Consider the following 15,074-nt stretch of genomic DNA (forward strand, 5'->3'; position numbering starts at 1 on the left):
TGGCATGGACACGCCTTTCTCGGCCTGCTGGATGCCGGAGACGACGCCGAGCAGCCGGAAGCCGTCGGTGGGGTCGAAGACCTTGATGGTGAGGTTGCGCACGTGGGTGAAGCCGCGGGCGCGGGCGCGCTCCCAGAGCTGGGTCAGGGCCTCGTTGAGGACGCCTTCCTGGGTCAGCGTGTTGCCCGTCGCCTACCCGGTGCTGCCGGTTCCGCCGCTGGTGCTGCCCGGCGTGGTTCCGGTGCCGCCTTCGGTGCCGGTATCGCCGTTGGCGGTGCCGTCGTCCGCGCCAGTGTCAGCGTCGCCAGGTTGGTCCTCGTTGGAGGTGCCGTCATCCTGCACCTTCGGCCAGATGTCGTGCTCGTGCGCGTATTCCGACGTGTAGACGAAGGACTGCTCGTCGATGTGGATGCTGGCCCAGGGGTCGCCCGCCCCGCAGAGCAGGTCGCCGCGCTGGTAGACGTAGGCGCCGGCCTCGATGCCGCGGCGGATGCCCTTCACGAACACATCATCGCCGACGAGCATGGGCAGGCCGGGATCGCGGCGAAACTCCGCCCGCAGGGTCGCGGTGGTGATCTTGCCCTTCTTCAGCGGCGTGCGGTCGCGGATGTAGGCGGGGGAGTCCGGGTCGTCCTCGGGCAGGCGCAGCTTGTTGTTGGCGCGCAGCACCTCGATGACCTGCTTCTGCCCCTGGCCCGGCTTGTCCGATGCGCTCTGCACGTCGATGGCTGTGTGCGCGAGATCCAGGTTGGCGCCGTCGATGCGGTTGCGGGACGGGTAGAGGACATGCCGGTAGCACTGCTGGATGGCGAGCGCCAGCTCCTGCTCCGAGCGGTGCCACCATTCCAGGATGCGCTCGCGCTGATGCTCGGCGAAGTCGTTGAGCTTCTCGGGGCGGCGCAGCGCGTTCAGCGCCAGGCGCCAGGCCATCTTCTGCTTCATCTCCGGCTTGCGGGCCTTGTCCGCGAGCAGGAAGGCGAGGTTGTTGCGGTTGAGCCGCAGCTCCTCGCTGGCGCCCTTGTGCGCGTAGATCCGCCCGGCCAGGTCGGGCGCCACGACGTTGTCGGCGGAGACCTCCACGGCGTCGTAGCCGAGCACCACGAGCGTGGGTTTGCCGTCGCCGGCGTCATCCGGCACCGTCGAAGGCCGCGATGCGGACGTTGCCGGCGGGTAGCAGGCTGGGGTCGATGAATTCGGCGACGTTCTCGACGCCATCCATGCCCTGGACCGTGTGGGTCAGCGCGATCAGGCAGTGGGTCTTGCCGCCGCCGTACTGGGTGTCCAGCCGGAAGATGCAGGCGACCTGATCCGGACTGCCCGCAAGCCGCAGGCAGACGTTGCGCAGCAGGTCCCGCAGCCCACGTGTGGGGTGGGTGTTGGCGAAGAACAGGCGCGGGTCCTTGTACTCCGCGGGCGCGTCGCCGCGGAGCACCTGGGCCAGGTCGGCGGCGAAGTCCGACTCCGCGATGGTGCCTTGCAGCACGTCGTCGCGGGGGGTGCAGAGATCAAACAGCGTCGGTAATTGCATATCCAGTCCAGGTGCGCCTTTCTCTCGTGTGGCTCGGTCAAGCTCGCTCGGGCGTCGCACCGGCCGCGCGCGTCATTGCTGTCGGCTTGCCAAGGCCCGCACCGCCGACGAGCCTACCGGGGAATCCCGCATCTGTCTACGGAACTGGTGCTGCCGGCGCGGGCCTCGCGGCGGTAGGCGGCGCTGGCACCGGCGCCCGGACGCGCGCAGCGGCGTGATCGCAACGCTCATCGGGCGTCGCACGCGCCTACGGGGCGTCCCGCCGCGGCTCCGGCGTGCGCCCGGGCTGCGCCGACCCGGTCAGGTTCCGGTGGTCGCCGGGGGCAGCGCCCAGCGTGGCGGCAGCCGCGCGCGCAGATAGTCCACCAGGACATCGATGCGCCGCGGGCGTGCGCCCCGCGGCACGTGGTAGGACAGCTCGATCGGCGGCGCCTGCCAGTCTTCCAGCACCCGTGCGAAGCGTCCGCGGTGGCCGTGGCGGGGGCATTCCGCGAGCCATGACGGCAGGATGCCGATGCCGTAGCCGCGGGCAATGGCGTCGGCCAGCATGGCCACGGAGTCGAGCCGCAGGCGTGCCGGCGGCTCCAGGCTGTGCCGTTCGCCGCGCTCGGCGTGCTCCAGGACGACCGGCCCGGTGTCGGCGGCGAGGCCGATCCAGGTGCAGGCCGAGATCGCGTGCGGATGGTCGAGCCGGCAGCAGGGGCCGTGAGGCGCCGCGGCCGTGTAGACGCGCCGGTGCCAGCGCCCGAGCGGCGTGCGCCGCAGCTCGGGCAGCGTGCGGGTGTCGCAGGCGAGCCACAGGTCCGTCGCCCCGGCCGGCGGCAGACCGGCGGGCGGCAGCACCGAGACGGCCATGTGCACCCGCGGATGCTCGGCGAGAAACTCGTTCAGCGTCCGCGTCGCCCAGCCCTGCGCGAAGGCCGGATCGATCCGCACCCGCACGCTGCCCAGCATCTCCTGCGACAGGGCCGCGACCGAGCGCCGGGCTTCCTCGGCCAGCGCGAGGATGCGCTCCGCATAGCCGGCGTAGCAGGTGCCGGCGTCGTTCACCGCCAGCCGCCCGGTGTCCTGGCGCGTGAGCGGCTGCCCGAGCTCCGCCTCCAGCGCGGCGAGTCGGCGGCTGAGGGTCGATTTCGGCCATGCCAGCGTGCGCGCCGCCGCGGTGAGGTTGCCCTCCTCACGCAGGGCCAGCAGCGCCCGCAGGGCCTCGAGGTCCGCCATGCTTGTTACCTTCTTGCAACGACATTCTTGCAACGACATTCCTGCAACGATCTGTTCCGCGAATCGCACTTCTCGACGTGCCGCTGTGGCACTAACATCGACAGCACTTAATGAGAATCATTCTAACCTAGACCGAGGCGCGCGACGATGACACCCGAGCAGTACGTGAAACCTGTCGCTGCATTCCTGATCACGGCGCTGCCGGCGGCCGCCGCGGCGCAGCCGGACACCGGCGCCGAGGTGTCGCTGCCGACGATTCAGGTGGAGGCGGTGGACCAGATTACGGGGCGCGAGATCCCCATCGCCACCGTGCAGCGCACGCTGGCCGCGGACATGGCGGACGTGCTGCGGGCGGACCCGTCGGTGCGCATCGGCGGCGGCGCGCGCAACGCCCAGCGCATTTACCTGCGCGGCATCGAGGGCAGCAATCTCAACATCACCATCAATGGTGCGCGACAGGGGCGGTCGCTGCACCAGCACCGCGGCGGCATCGGCGGCATCGACCCGGATCTGCTGAAGCAGGTGGACATCATCACCGGCCCGTCGGCGGACCTGGGGCCGGGCGCGCTCGGCGGCGCCATCCGCTTCGAGACCGTCGATGCGCAGGACCTGCTCGCGCCCGGGCGCGCGGTCGGCACCGCGGTGAAGGCGGGCTATGCCAGCGCGGACCAAGCGGAGCTGGGGAGCCTGACCTTCTACGGCCTGCTGGAGGAGCACCTGGGGCTGCTGGCCCACGTGTCCGCCGCCAATCGCGAGGACTACCGCATCGGCGGCGGCGGCCGGGTGCCGAACACGGCCGGGCAGGACCGGGACTACGTCTTCAAGGCGACGCTGCTGGATCTGGCCGACCACAGCCTGCGGCTGGGCTTGGAGCGCAACACCAACTCGGGGCTGTATCTCTTCGGCAGCCACGGCAGCGACATGGGTTACCCGCCGGCGGGCGCAGTGGCGGACTACCAGATCATGTCCCGCGATACCGCGACGTTGCAGCACCGCTATCGGCCGGACAATCCGCTGATCGATACCCGCTTCGAGCTCTACGCCAACGACAACACGCTGGATAACGAGGACCGCAACAGCGAGGTCGCGAGCGAGGAGGTCGGCGGCAGCCTGCGCAACGTCGCGCTGTTCAGCATCGGCCCCACCGAGCACCAGCTCACCGTCGGCGCGGACTACTACGACGAGAGCGCCATCAGCCGCCCGGCCGACGGCAGCCGAATCGAGAACGGCTCGCGCAACCTGGGGCTGTTCCTGCAGGAGCGGGTGCGGCTGCACCGGCTCAGCCTATCGCTGGGGGCGCGCTTCGACGACTACTCCGCGGACTACGGCCCGGAGACGGTGACGGGCGACCACATCTCGCCGAACGCCGGTGCCGAGCTGCGCCTGTTCCAGGGGCTGAGCGCCTTCGCGGCCTATGGCGAGGCGGTGCGCGGCAGCGGCCTGATCCCGGTGGGCTGGCTGTCCAACGTGGATGCCTCCACCAACTTCAACGACGGCAAGCCCTTCGACGCGGAGAAGTCCATCCAGCGCGAGACCGGCCTGCGCTGGCTGGCGGAGGGCGTGCTGCGGCCGGACGCGGCGCTCGATGCCGAGCTGACCCTGTTCGACACCCGCATCCGCAACACCATCGAGCGGGTCGGCGGCGGCGGCGGCCCGGTGGCCAAGATCATCAGCAACCCCGACACGATCAAGTCGCAGGGCTTCGAGGTCCGCACCGGCTGGAGCTGGCGCAGCTTCGTCACCCGGCTGGGCTACACGAGCGTCGACACCACCGACAGCGACGGCAACCCGGTCGGCATCATCCGGCGCAAAGCGGCGAGCAGCGGCGATCAGTTCGTCTGGGACAGCAGTTGGAGCCCGCGCGAGGATCTCATGCTCGGCTGGACCCTCACCGCGGTGGCGGGGCTCGACGACGTGCCGGAGGGCGACGACGAGCGCCCCGGCTACACCCTGTTCGACATCCAGGCGCAATGGCAGCCGCCGGCGCTGCGCAACCTGACCCTGGCGCTCGCCGTGCACAACCTGTTTGACCGCCGCTACAGCGACCAGACCTCCATCGCCAGCAGCCGGACCGGGATCATCCACGAGCCCGGCCGCGATATCCGCCTGGCGCTGACCTACCGGTTCTGACCGCAACGAAAACGGCCGGCGTGCGCGCCGGCCATCGGGATCGAAATCGAAATCTGGATCGGAATCGAAATCCTACCCCTAACCGCATTTGCCTCAAGCGGCGTCGATGTGCGGAACCCTTGTGTCGTGCGATATCGCTCCCCGTCGATACCGATACCGATACCGATACCGCTTGTTTTTGAGCTTCACTAAAGAGAGCACCACCCCATGATCGCCACCCCCAACGCGGCGCGGCACGCCGCGCTGTCGCTGCTGACCTGTCTCGCGCTCGGCAGCGGCCCCCTCGCCGCCGACGACCCCGAGCCGCCGGCCGCGGCGAGCGCGCCGGCGGGCCAGCTCTACCTCGTCAGCGTCGGCATCGGCGACTCGGACAACATGACCTTGCGTGCGCAGAAGACCATTGCCGGGGCGGACATCGTCTTCGGCATGCAGATGGTGCTGGAGCAGCACGCCGCGCTGCTCGGGGGCAAGGCCGTCTACGAGGCCGGCCACGGGCTGTTCCGCGAGCTGCCGCCGCGCCCGACGGCACCGCCGGGCAGCCCGGACGCCGACGCCGCCCGACAGCGCGACGGCGAAGACCGCCCCGCGCTGGAGGCGCAAGCGCGCCGGGTCATCCGCGACGCCGTGGCCGCGGGCAAGACGGTGGCGGTGCTGGATTATGGCGACCCGATGATCTTCGGCCCGCACACCGGGTATCTGAGCGAGTTCGCGGACCTGAGCCCGGTGGTCGTCCCCGGCATCTCGAGCTTCAACGCCGCGAACGCGGCCCTGCGGCGCAGCCCCACCGGGGGCGTCGGCAGCCAGGCGGTGATCCTGACCCGGCCGCCGCGCGGCGAGGCCGAAGACGGGCGCGCGGAGACCTTCCGGACCTTGGCTGCGAGCCCCTCGACCCTGGTGCTCTTCACCATGCGCACGAAGCTGCCGGAGCTGGTGGCGCAGCTCAAGGCGAGCCGCCCGGGCGACACGCCCATCGCTATCGTTTTCTACGCCGGGTTCAGCGCCCGGGAGCGGGTGCTGACGGCGACCCTCGACAGCATCCTCGCGGCGGTCGGCGACGCGCCGCTGCCGTTCGCGCACCTGATCTACGTCGGCGAGTTTCTGCAAGGAGCGTCGCCGGAATGAGCGTCGCCGGAACCAGTGTCGCCGGAACCAGCGCCGCCGGACCCGGCGCCGCCGAGCCCCGCGAGCTGCGCCGCGAGATCGGGCCGGGCTCGGCCACCGTGCTGGTCATCGCCAACATGATCGGCAGCGGCATCTTCACCACCTCGGGCTTCATCCTCGCGGAGCTGGGCAGCCCGCAGGCGCTGCTGCTGTGCTGGCTGCTCGGCGGCCTGTTCGCGCTCGCCGGCGCGCTCTGCTACGGCGAGCTCGGCGCCATGCTACCGCACGCCGGGGGCGAGTACGCCTACCTGCGCGAGGCCTTCGGCCCGCTGCCGGCCTTCCTGTCCGGCTGGGTCTCGCTCATCGTCGGCTTCTCGGCCCCCATCGCCGCGGCGGCCATCGCCTTTGCGACCTACTTGCTCGGCGGCGCCGGTGAGCCCTGGCTGGTGCTCGGGCCGGCGGCGCGGCCCTGGCTCACGCTGTCGGCGGTGACGGTGCTGGCCTGCGCCGCGGTGGTGCTCTTGTCTTTGGTGCACATCCACAGCCTGCGTCTGGGGCAGGGCGTGCAGAACGGGCTCACCGCCTTCAAGCTCGGTTTCATCGTCGTGTTCATCGCCGCCGGGCTCGCGCTCGGCCGCGGCGACCTCGGGCACCTGGACCTGGCCCTGCCGGACGCGGGGGCCTCCGGCGGCGGCTTCGCGGTGGCGCTGATCTTCGTCTCCTTCGCCTACAGCGGCTGGAACGCCGCCGCCTATGTGGGCGCCGAGATCCGCCGGCCCGGGCGCAACCTGCCGCTCGCGCTCATCCTCGGTACGCTCGTGGTCATGCTCTTGTATCTGCTGCTGAACCTGGTCTACGTCTATGCCCTGCCGCCGGCGGCGATGGACGGGATGCTGGAGATCGGCACCGGCGCCGCGACGGCGCTGTTCGGCCCCGGCGTCGGCACCCTGGTGGGGCTCGCCATCGCGCTCGGCCTGCTGTCGGTGATGAGCGCGATGATCATGGCCGGCCCGCGGGTCTACTTCGCGATGGCGCGCGACGGCGTCTTCTTCCGCCGCTTCGGCAGCGTGCACGCCGAGCGCCGCACGCCGGTGCAGGCCATCGTGCTGCAGGCGCTCATCGCCATCGGCATGATCCTGGGCGCCGCCTACGACGCGCTGCTGATCTACATCGGCTTCACGCTGACCTTGTCGTCGCTGCTGACGGTGGCGGGCCTGCTGCGGCTGCGCCGCCGGCAGCCCGGCTGGGCGCGGCCTTATCGCACCTTCGGCTACCCGCTGACGCCGCTCCTGTTCATCGGCGGCAGCCTGTGGATTCTGCTCTACACCCTCGCTAGCCGGCCGGTGGTGGGGCTGTACGGGCTCGGCACGTTGCTGCTGGGCGCGATCCTGTATCGTTTGCTGCAATCTATCGTGAATGCGAAAGCATCGCATTACGTTTTGCGCTAAACTTCTGTCCGGCGCCGCGTGAGGGTGCGGCGCCCTGGCAGATCGCCATGATCCACCTCGCGACCGAACCAACGCCCATGCACGGCCGAACGAAACATTGCCCTTCGCCGGGCTGCCTGTCTGCAACCGTCGGTGCTCGTCACCTGGCCGTGGGCTTGGTGCTGCTGGCCGCCGTGACCGCGGCGCCGGCGGGGGAACCGGCGGCGGCGACGGCGGTGCCGGGCGACGCATCGACGAGCGCAGCGAAGCCCGCGATCGAGACCCCGCAACCCGCTGCCGGCGATAAGGCAGCCGCCGACCCCATCGAGATCGAGCTGAACCGCCTGGAGCCGGGCAAGGACGCCTGCCGCCCGTACCTGGTGTTTCGCAATCGGGGCGACGCGGCGCTCGCCGCCTTCACGCTGGAGCTGGTGCTGTTCGACGGCGAGGGCTTCATCAAGCAGCAGTTCACCCTCGATGCCGCGCCGCTGCCGGCGGGCAAGACCAGCGTCAAGCTGTTCGAGATCCCGGGCGTGGATTGCACCGCCATCGGGCGGATTCTGCTCAATCAGGTGACCGCCTGCGCGGGTGCCGACGGCGCGCTGCCGGACTGCATGGCGCGCATCCGGGCGTCGTCGCGGGTGCCGGTGGACTTCTTCAAGTAAGCGACGGGTGCTCAGCCTCATGACCGACCTCACCGACAGTGCAGCGGCGATGCCCGAGGCCGCCGACGCCGCCACCGCCTCGACGGGCGCGAACGCCACGGCCGCAGCCGACGCCGCGCTCGGTACGGCCGCCAACGGCGACCCGTTCGCCGGGCTCTGGTCCGCCGCCGCCGACGGCCTGCCGGGCACGGCGGCGCTCGGCGCCGTCGGGGCGCGGCTGCAAGAGTTGCTCGCGGCCGGCGGCCCGGTGGTAGCGGTGCTCGGGGTGCTGTCCGTCATCGCGCTCGCCGTCGTGCTGCTGAAGCTCTGGCAGTTTCAGCGCGTGCAGCTCGACCGCCTCGGCCCGGCGCAGGCCGCCCTCGCGCGCTGGCAGGCCGGCGACACCGCGGGCGCCATCGCACAGGTCGCCGGCAGCAGGCAGCCGGTGGCGCGCCTGCTGGAGGTCGCGCTCACGGCGCTCGCGCGCCCGGCGGTGGACCTTGCCCTGTTGCGCGAGGAGCTCGCCCGCATCGCCGCCGCCGAGCTGGAGCGGCTGCGCAGCCACCTGCGCATGCTGGAGCTCATCGGCACCCTGAGCCCGCTGCTCGGTCTGCTCGGCACCGTGCTCGGCATGATTGAGGCGTTCCAGCGCCTGCAGGCCGCGGGCAGCCAGGTGGACCCGGCGATCCTGTCCGGCGGCATCTGGCAGGCGCTCCTGACCACTGCGGTGGGCCTGACGGTGGCCATCCCGGTGGTGCTGGCACACGCCTGGCTGGAGCGGCGCGTGGATCATTGCGGCCACCGCATGGAAGATGCGGCCACAAGGGTATTCACACGCGCCGTTGCGGTGCCCGCGCCAGTGACCGCGGCGCCGGCGGCCGCCGCGCTCGAGGTCGGCTATGCGACTTGACAGGCAGGCGCCGCGCGCCGGCCGCGCTGTCGGGCTTACGCCGCTGATCGACGTGGTGTTCATCCTGCTCCTGTTCTTCCTGCTGGCGTCGCACTTCCATCAATGGCGCGCCCTGCAGCTCGACACGGCGTCGGCCGAGCTCGACGCCGAGCGCAGCGCCGACGCCGAGCCGCCGGCGCTGCTGGTGCGCGTGCACGCCGACGGCGCCGTGGACATCAACGGCGAGCCGCTGTCGCCGGCGCAACTGCCGGCGGCCCTGGCGGACTGGCGCGACCGCCGTCCGGAGCTCGCCGTGGTGGTGGCGCCGGGCGCGGACGTGCGGCTGCAGGCCCTGGTGGGGATCATGGACGCCGTTGTGGCCGCCGGCGTCGCAACGGTGCGGCTGCAATGAAGCTCCCGGACCGCCGCCGGCGCTCCCGCCCGGATGACCATTTGATCCCGCTGATCAATGTCATTTTCTTGATGCTGATCTTCTTCATGATCGTCGGGCAGATCCGCCCCGCCGACGCGCTGCGGGTCGAGCCGCCCGAGTCGCAACAGGAACAGGCCGCCGCAGACACCGAGCCGGACCTGGTGCTGGCGGCGGACGGGCGCTTGGCCCTGGGTGATCGCGTGCTCGCGCACGAGGCACTGCCGGCCGCGCTGCGCGACCGGCAGGCGGCCGTCGGCACCGCGCCGGCACCGCTGACGCTCAAGGCGGATGCCGCCGTGCCCGCCGCCGTGCTGCGCGAGACCCTGGCGCTGCTCGCCGCGGCCGGCATCATGGAGGTGCGGCTGCTGACCATCGCGGCGGCCCGGCACTGATGGAGATTCGCGCCCGGCACTGGGTTGCGGCGCTGTCCGCGGCGGCGCTGGCCCACATGGCGCTGGTGGCCGTCGGTGTGGGCATCGCGCCGAAGCCGGCGCCGGTGCAGAAGCCCGTGACTATTCAGCTCGCCGCGGCCGGCAGCGCCGAGGGTGCCGCCGGCGGCGGGGCGGCGGCTGCGCTTGCACCCACGGATGCGCCGCTCGCACCGCTGGCCGCAAGCGGCGCGCTGGCCGCTGTGCCGGCGACCGAGCGCTACGAGGCGCGTGCAGTGCCGCAGGCGACGCCACCGAAGCCCAAGGCCAAGCCTGCCGTAACGCAGAAGCCCAAGCCCGTTGCCAAGCCCAAGCCCGTCGCCAAGCCCAAGCCAGTCGCGAAGCCAAAGCCCAAGCCGCAGCCCAAGCCGCAGCCCCGCACCGCGCCGCCAGCCGCGCCCAAGGCTGCTCCGAAGCCTGCGCCGGCGCCCCGGGCGCAGGCCCAGCCCAAGCCGCCGCAGGGCGCCGGGTCGGCGGTCGGTCGTGCCAAGGCCGGCACCGGCAGCAGTGGCAGCGGCAGCGCTCAAGGCTCCGGCTCCGGGCGCGCAGCGGCCGGCGCGGGTGCAGGGACAGGCAAGGCTGGGACGGGCAAGGGCAAAGGCGGCAGCGCCGCCGGCAAGGGCCGCGGCGCCGGTGGCGGCACGGTCAGCAAGTCCAACTACTACGGCCAGCTCGCGGCGCGACTGAACCGGCAGAAGCGCTATCCCGGCGACGCGCGACGGCTGCGCCAGCAGGGTACGGTGCGCGTCAGCTTCACCATCGACCGCAGCGGGCGCGTGGTGTCGCATCGCATCGTCGGCAGTTCCGGGCACGCCGCGCTGGACCGGGAGGTCAGCGCCATGGTGCGGCGGGCATCGCCCTTCCCGCCGATCCCGGGCAATCTGGGCCAGTCGCGCCTTAGCATCACCGTACCCATCAGGTTCAGCCTGCGCTAAGGAGACACCGATTCATTGGGCCGCCTGCCCAAGAATCGGACGGAGCCGGAGGACGCGCTCTCCCGGCGCCTGCAATCTCAGTGCCTTAACGGCGCTGACAATAGCCGCGCATCCGACCCGGCGAGAAACGCTAAGTACTTTGGCGTTTCCTTAAAGAGCCCTGTCAAGCCGTGGCGGCAACCGAGGGGGCGGGCCGAGGGCGGAGGAGGGCATCCGCGGCCCTGTTGTACCCTGGCACCGTGTCGGTTTGGGCGCCGGCTCAAGCGGCGCGGCTGTCCGTGTCGTTTGCGAGCCCGCTCTCCGCCCGCCGCACACGGACGCGCCGCGCCAAGTGCTCCGGCAGGTGCATGCGCCGAGTGCCGACGCGCACGATGATGTCGCCGTAGTCGCCGCGGTATTCCACCAGTAAGGGCTCCTCGTCGCCGATGCCGAGCAGGTGCAGCCGGTGCCGGGCGTGGTTGCTGGTGACGACGTCGATGCGGACGGGGTCCCCCACGGGCGAGGATGTCAACAGGTGATTGCGCGGCGTCGGCATGGCCTATCTCGGCTGTTGTTGTAAGCTTCCAAAAACCGTAACGCAAATAACAAAGATTCGCAATACGGGCAAGCCGGGATGAGGCTCAGTCGCTCGCTGCCGCGTGCCGGGCTGCTCAGCCGGTGCGTGAGGGTTTGCTTGTGAGAATGATTCGCAATAGTATATAGCGTCTTTCCGTGGCGCAGGTGCGCTACGGTTTGCGCCAGCTCGCGAGCAACCCGGTCACGGGGCTCGGCAGGCCAGCAGGATGTCCCCGATTACGCCCGACCCCGGAGCCGTCCAGTCCGGGCCCGTTGCGGAGACCTGCTGATGATGTTTCCACCCAGTGCCTACCGCGCCGAGCCCCGGCTTGGCCCCGCGGCTTGCGTGGTGTCGGTGCCGCCCGCGGTGCGTGCGCCGTCGGCGGATGCGCCGAGCCGGGACCGGGCGCTGCCGCCCGATGCCGCGCGCAACGGCGAATCGGACCAGATCGCTGCCGTGCTCGGCAGTCACCCGGCAACGCTCGCCGACCACAGCTCCGCCACGGTCGCGGCGCCCGGCGTTGCCGATCGTCGCGCGCTCTGCCTATTCGAGAACTACATCGACGGCGCCTGGCGCCGCCCCGCCGCGCGCCGGTGGCTGACCACCGCGCCGGGCAGCGGCGCCGGCGGCGGCAGCGTTGCGCGTGCCTGTGCCCGCGACGTCGCCCTGGCCTGCGCCGCTGCCCGTGGTGCGGCCGCCGACTGGCTGCGCTGCGGCAGTGCCGTGCGGCGCGCCGTGCTTGGGCAGTTGCCGGCATGCATCGCCGAGCAGGCGCCGACGCTGGTCATGGCGCGCGCCTGTGACCGCGCCATGGATACAGAGCCGCCGGACCCCGGCTGGGCCGCGGACATGGCGCTGGCCGTGCGCGATGTTGTGCGCGGGCTGCGCGCCGGCGCCGCGGCCCTGGTCGAGCCCGCCGTCGCGCGTCGGGTTTGGCCGGCCGCAGCGCCGGAGCGCGCCGTCTGCCGGCAACTGCTGCCGCTGCTCTACGAGGGGCGCGTGGTTGTGGTGCTGCTCTTGTATCCCGATGGGCGGCGCCTACCGGTGCGTCTCCTGCAACTGCTCGGCATCGTCGGCGCGGCCCTGCCCGCGGGCGTGCTGAACGTGCTGACCGGGCTTGGGCTCGAGGCGGGCGTCGCGCTGGTGGAGCGCGCGTCGGCCTCTGCCCGAACGGGCCCATTGCGCGGCCCGACCTCCCACGGCGTCGACGGCGGTGCCGTGGGCCTGTCCTTTCCTGTTCAAACCTGAAGCGGAGCATCCTCCATGCACGTCCATCCCGTCTCCTACTCTCTGCTCGCCGGCCTGCTCTGGGGCGCCGCCGGCGCCGCCACGGCGGCCTGCGATTTCGTCGTCGAAGTCAACGATGCAATGGTCTTCCAGGTCCAGGAAATGGTGGCCGAGAAGAGCTGTGCGGCGATCAACGTCACCATCAAGCACTCGGGCCAACTGCCCAAGCAGACCATGGGCCACAACTGGACGCTGACCAAGACCGCGGACTATCAGCCGGTGGCGATTGAGGGCATGAACGCCGGCCTGGACAACGACTACATTACCCCTGGCGATGCGCGGGTCATTGCGCACACCAAGATTGTCGGCGCCGGCGAGTCCGACAGCATCAGCTTCTCCCCCGCCGCGCTGGAGGCCGGCGGCGATTACACCTTCTTCTGCTCCTTCCCGGGCCACTGGTCCGTGATGCGGGGCAAGTTCGTCGTCAACTGAGCGTGGGAGGCAGCGCTGCCATGGGGTGCTCGCCGCTGTGCCTGCGCGCCGTCGGCGTCTACCTGGGCGTACTGGCACTGCTTTGGCTGTCGGCAGCGGCGCCCGACAGCGAGCCCGCGGCGGCCGACCCGCCCGGTACCGGGGCGGGCGGCGCGCTGCTCACCTATGCCGCCGGGCGCGACGCGTTGGCCCTGCTGCGCGCGCCGCCCGGCATCGCGGAGCGGGTGCCGACGCGCCTCAGGGGCGAGCACCTGCTCGCCGCCGACTGGCTTGCGGAGCCGCCGGTGCCCGACGCCTTCGGTCCACACTTCGACGAGGCGGGCTGCTTCGCCTGCCATGTGGAAGGGCTGCCCCGCGCGCAGGCCCTTGGGCACACGCCGCCGCCGGTGGCGCGGCTGCTGCATCCGGCCGACATCGCCCGCAGCGGCGGCCAGATCAATCGGCACGCCGTCGTCGGCGCGCCGCAGGGCCGCGTGCTGGTGCACTGGCAGACGCATGAGCTGCGTTTCAGCGACGGTACGCCGGTGTTGCTGCGCGCGCCGCGCATCGCCGTCGCCGACGCTGCCGAGGCGCCGCTTGGGCCGGTCACGCTGCGCATGCCGCCCGCGCTGTTCGGCTGGGGCTTGCTGGAAGCCGTGCCGGACGCCTTTCTGCACAACTTCGCGGACCCCGAGGATGCCGACGGCAACGGCATCAGCGGGCGTGTCAGCCTGGTGCAGGATCGCACGCGCGGGCGCCAGGCGGTGGGGCGCTTCGGCTGGAAGGCCGAGCAGCCGTCGCTGCGCCAGCAGACTGCCGCGGCGCTGTGCAACGACATGGGCATCACGACGCCGGTCTTCACGGGCGCGGACTGCCCCGGGCAGCAGGCCGCGGTCGAGCCCGAGCTCGGCGACGCCGCGCTCGAGCAGCTCGTGGAGGCGCAGCGTTACCTGGGCGTGCCGGACCGGCACGGGCGCGAGACGCCGCAGACCATCCCGGGCCGGGTGCTGTTCGATGAGCTGGGCTGTGGCGCCTGCCACTTGCCGGTCATGCTGACCGGGCCGGCGGATGCGCCGGCGCTGGCGGATCAGGTCATTTGGCCCTACAGCGATCTGCTGCTGCACGACATGGGCGAGGGCCTTGCCGACCCGGCGATGGGGCCGGACGACGCCCTGGCCCGGGAGTGGCGCACCGCGCCGCTGTGGGGCATCGGCCGCATGGCCGAGCGCTTCCCGGAACGCGGCTTCCTGCACGACGGGCGGGCGCGGACCCTGCTGGAGGCCATCCTGTGGCACGGCGGCGAGGCGGCGCCGGTGCGCGAGCGCGTGCTGCGGCTGCACCGCGATGAGCGGGCGGCGCTGTTGGTCTTCTTGCGATCCTTGTAGCGGCGGGCCGGCGCCGTGTGGATGAGACAGGGGGCAGGGCGTTCTGTCCCCGGCGATCAGTGCAGCTTGCGCCGCGGCGCCGGTTCCGCTGAGGCTGGTGCCGGCTCGACCTGATCCTGAGCGATCTGCCAGTGCCGGGCCAGCCGCCGGCTCGCGTCGCGCAGCGCAGGCAGCTCGGCGACGCCGGGATGGGTCGAGAGCCAGCGCAGGTGCGAGGCGATGAGCGGCGGCAGCGTCGGCGAGGGGGTGCGCACCTGGCGGCTCAGCAGGAACAGCAGCCCGCAAAGCAACTGCTCGAAGGACTCGTCGCTGGTCATGCGGCGCTTGTCGTGCGGTGGCGCGCGGTGCGCTGGGTGCTACAGGCTTAGCACCCATTGCACCAGCTTGCGGATATCTTCCTCGCTGATGTGCGGGTGCGGCGTCATCGGGACTTGGCCCCAATTGCCGGCGCCGCCGCTGCGAACCTTGGCCACCAGGGTCTCGACCGCGGCGGCGTCGCCCTTGTAGCGAGCCGCAACCTCTTTGTAGGCGGGGCCGATGACCGCGGTCTCTACCTGGTGGCAGACCGTGCAGCCGCTCTTGGTGGCCAGTTCGAGGTCGGCGAGCGTGGGGGGCGAGGCGAGGCTCGCGAGCAAGGCGATGGGAAAGAGCGCAGTCGAAAACCGTGGGTGGCGCATTGTCGCTCCTGGCGTGTTGGCG

Annotated in this window: 17 protein-coding genes; 11 read left to right on the top strand and 6 right to left on the bottom strand. The window is 71.6% G+C overall.

The annotated features are described in order from the left end of the window. Positions 1-192: 192 nt before the first annotated feature. The 3 genes from ML01_RS15235 to ML01_RS15245 all read right to left on the bottom strand — a co-directional run bounded on the left by ML01_RS15235 (position 193) and on the right by ML01_RS15245 (position 2,749). Positions 193-1,137: a hypothetical protein gene (locus tag ML01_RS15235; protein WP_058556261.1), complete on the bottom strand. Its 945-nt coding sequence runs from the start codon at positions 1,135-1,137 to the stop codon at positions 193-195. Beyond that, on the bottom strand, positions 1,127-1,528 hold the full coding sequence (locus ML01_RS15240; protein ID WP_058556262.1) for a hypothetical protein: 402 nt from the start codon (positions 1,526-1,528) through the stop codon (positions 1,127-1,129). Before ML01_RS15240 ends, ML01_RS15235 begins: the two co-directional genes overlap by 11 nt. Positions 1,529-1,828: 300 nt before the next feature. Next, a complete protein-coding gene (locus tag ML01_RS15245) occupies positions 1,829-2,749 on the bottom strand; it encodes a LysR family transcriptional regulator (RefSeq protein WP_058556263.1) in 921 nt (306 codons plus the stop codon). A gap of 165 nt (positions 2,750-2,914) precedes the next feature. Between ML01_RS15245 and ML01_RS15250 the strand changes: the two genes are divergently transcribed. From ML01_RS15250 to ML01_RS15285, 8 genes are all read left to right on the top strand, one after another. Further along, positions 2,915-4,879: a TonB-dependent receptor domain-containing protein gene (locus ML01_RS15250; protein ID WP_254045275.1), complete on the top strand. Its 1,965-nt coding sequence runs from the start codon at positions 2,915-2,917 to the stop codon at positions 4,877-4,879. 207 nt (positions 4,880-5,086) lie between these two features. Further along, complete coding sequence (locus ML01_RS15255; RefSeq protein ID WP_058556264.1) at positions 5,087-6,001, top strand: SAM-dependent methyltransferase; 915 nt, start codon at positions 5,087-5,089, stop codon at positions 5,999-6,001. Further along, positions 5,998-7,428: an APC family permease gene (locus ML01_RS15260; protein ID WP_058556265.1), complete on the top strand. Its 1,431-nt coding sequence runs from the start codon at positions 5,998-6,000 to the stop codon at positions 7,426-7,428. The genes ML01_RS15255 and ML01_RS15260 overlap by 4 nt, the downstream gene beginning before the upstream one ends. A gap of 77 nt (positions 7,429-7,505) precedes the next feature. Further along, positions 7,506-8,072 (top strand): hypothetical protein, encoded by a 567-nt coding sequence (locus ML01_RS30255; protein WP_216819198.1) that lies wholly within the window; start codon positions 7,506-7,508, stop codon positions 8,070-8,072. Positions 8,073-8,091: 19 nt separating this feature from the next. Further along, the gene (locus tag ML01_RS15270; protein ID WP_082674325.1) at positions 8,092-8,961 is read left to right on the top strand and encodes a MotA/TolQ/ExbB proton channel family protein; all 870 of its coding nucleotides are present in this window, start codon (positions 8,092-8,094) and stop codon (positions 8,959-8,961) included. Then, entirely contained in the window at positions 8,951-9,352 is a 402-nt protein-coding gene (locus ML01_RS15275) for a biopolymer transporter ExbD (RefSeq protein ID WP_058556266.1), read from the top strand. The genes ML01_RS15270 and ML01_RS15275 overlap by 11 nt, the downstream gene beginning before the upstream one ends. Continuing rightward, entirely contained in the window at positions 9,349-9,765 is a 417-nt protein-coding gene (locus ML01_RS15280) for a biopolymer transporter ExbD (protein ID WP_058556267.1), read from the top strand. Before ML01_RS15275 ends, ML01_RS15280 begins: the two co-directional genes overlap by 4 nt. Further along, complete coding sequence (locus ML01_RS15285) at positions 9,765-10,736, top strand: energy transducer TonB (RefSeq protein WP_058556268.1); 972 nt, start codon at positions 9,765-9,767, stop codon at positions 10,734-10,736. Before ML01_RS15280 ends, ML01_RS15285 begins: the two co-directional genes overlap by 1 nt. 259 nt (positions 10,737-10,995) lie before the next feature. Here the strand turns inward: ML01_RS15285 and ML01_RS15290 are convergent, their stop codons facing one another. Beyond that, positions 10,996-11,271, bottom strand: a complete 276-nt coding sequence (locus ML01_RS15290) for a FeoA domain-containing protein (RefSeq protein WP_058556269.1) — start codon at positions 11,269-11,271, stop codon at positions 10,996-10,998. 309 nt (positions 11,272-11,580) lie between these two features. Between ML01_RS15290 and ML01_RS15295 the strand changes: the two genes are divergently transcribed. Genes ML01_RS15295 through ML01_RS15305 form a run of 3 tightly spaced genes read left to right on the top strand, consistent with a single transcriptional unit; the run spans position 11,581 to position 14,375 of the window. After that, positions 11,581-12,540: a hypothetical protein gene (locus ML01_RS15295; RefSeq protein ID WP_058556270.1), complete on the top strand. Its 960-nt coding sequence runs from the start codon at positions 11,581-11,583 to the stop codon at positions 12,538-12,540. Positions 12,541-12,555: 15 nt separating this feature from the next. Then, positions 12,556-13,011, top strand: a complete 456-nt coding sequence (gene azu / locus ML01_RS15300; RefSeq protein ID WP_058556271.1) for an azurin — start codon at positions 12,556-12,558, stop codon at positions 13,009-13,011. Positions 13,012-13,031: 20 nt separating this feature from the next. Continuing rightward, positions 13,032-14,375 carry a di-heme oxidoredictase family protein gene (locus ML01_RS15305; protein ID WP_058556272.1) on the top strand — a complete coding sequence of 448 codons (1,344 nt, stop codon included), beginning with the start codon at positions 13,032-13,034 and terminating at the stop codon, positions 14,373-14,375. Positions 14,376-14,431: 56 nt separating this feature from the next. Here the strand turns inward: ML01_RS15305 and ML01_RS15310 are convergent, their stop codons facing one another. Both ML01_RS15310 and ML01_RS15315 read right to left on the bottom strand, forming a co-directional pair. Next, the gene (locus ML01_RS15310) at positions 14,432-14,692 is read right to left on the bottom strand and encodes a hypothetical protein (protein ID WP_058556273.1); all 261 of its coding nucleotides are present in this window, start codon (positions 14,690-14,692) and stop codon (positions 14,432-14,434) included. Positions 14,693-14,731: 39 nt separating this feature from the next. Next, the gene (locus ML01_RS15315) at positions 14,732-15,052 is read right to left on the bottom strand and encodes a c-type cytochrome (protein ID WP_058556274.1); all 321 of its coding nucleotides are present in this window, start codon (positions 15,050-15,052) and stop codon (positions 14,732-14,734) included. Positions 15,053-15,074: the final 22 nt, after the last annotated feature.

Origin of the sequence: Thiohalocapsa sp. ML1 (assembly GCF_001469165.1) — a bacterium.
Taxonomy (GTDB): Bacteria; Pseudomonadota; Gammaproteobacteria; order Chromatiales; family Chromatiaceae; genus Thiohalocapsa.

Bases quoted from the DNA above. Each gene is read 5' to 3' on its own strand.
- ML01_RS15280 (WP_058556267.1), top strand. From the start codon at position 9,349: ATGAAGCTCCCGGACCGCCGCCGGCGCTCCCGCCCGGATGACCATTTG.
- ML01_RS15305 (WP_058556272.1), top strand. From the start codon at position 13,032: ATGGGGTGCTCGCCGCTGTGCCTGCGCGCCGTCGGCGTCTACCTGGGC.
- ML01_RS15290 (WP_058556269.1), bottom strand. From the start codon at position 11,271: ATGCCGACGCCGCGCAATCACCTGTTGACATCCTCGCCCGTGGGGGAC.
- ML01_RS15275 (WP_058556266.1), top strand. From the start codon at position 8,951: ATGCGACTTGACAGGCAGGCGCCGCGCGCCGGCCGCGCTGTCGGGCTT.
- ML01_RS15270 (WP_082674325.1), top strand. From the start codon at position 8,092: ATGACCGACCTCACCGACAGTGCAGCGGCGATGCCCGAGGCCGCCGAC.
- ML01_RS15315 (WP_058556274.1), bottom strand. From the start codon at position 15,052: ATGCGCCACCCACGGTTTTCGACTGCGCTCTTTCCCATCGCCTTGCTC.
- ML01_RS15295 (WP_058556270.1), top strand. From the start codon at position 11,581: ATGATGTTTCCACCCAGTGCCTACCGCGCCGAGCCCCGGCTTGGCCCC.
- azu (WP_058556271.1), top strand. From the start codon at position 12,556: ATGCACGTCCATCCCGTCTCCTACTCTCTGCTCGCCGGCCTGCTCTGG.
- ML01_RS30255 (WP_216819198.1), top strand. From the start codon at position 7,506: ATGCACGGCCGAACGAAACATTGCCCTTCGCCGGGCTGCCTGTCTGCA.
- ML01_RS15240 (WP_058556262.1), bottom strand. From the start codon at position 1,528: ATGCAATTACCGACGCTGTTTGATCTCTGCACCCCCCGCGACGACGTG.
- ML01_RS15255 (WP_058556264.1), top strand. From the start codon at position 5,087: ATGATCGCCACCCCCAACGCGGCGCGGCACGCCGCGCTGTCGCTGCTG.
- ML01_RS15285 (WP_058556268.1), top strand. From the start codon at position 9,765: ATGGAGATTCGCGCCCGGCACTGGGTTGCGGCGCTGTCCGCGGCGGCG.
- ML01_RS15260 (WP_058556265.1), top strand. From the start codon at position 5,998: ATGAGCGTCGCCGGAACCAGTGTCGCCGGAACCAGCGCCGCCGGACCC.
- ML01_RS15310 (WP_058556273.1), bottom strand. From the start codon at position 14,692: ATGACCAGCGACGAGTCCTTCGAGCAGTTGCTTTGCGGGCTGCTGTTC.
- ML01_RS15245 (WP_058556263.1), bottom strand. From the start codon at position 2,749: ATGGCGGACCTCGAGGCCCTGCGGGCGCTGCTGGCCCTGCGTGAGGAG.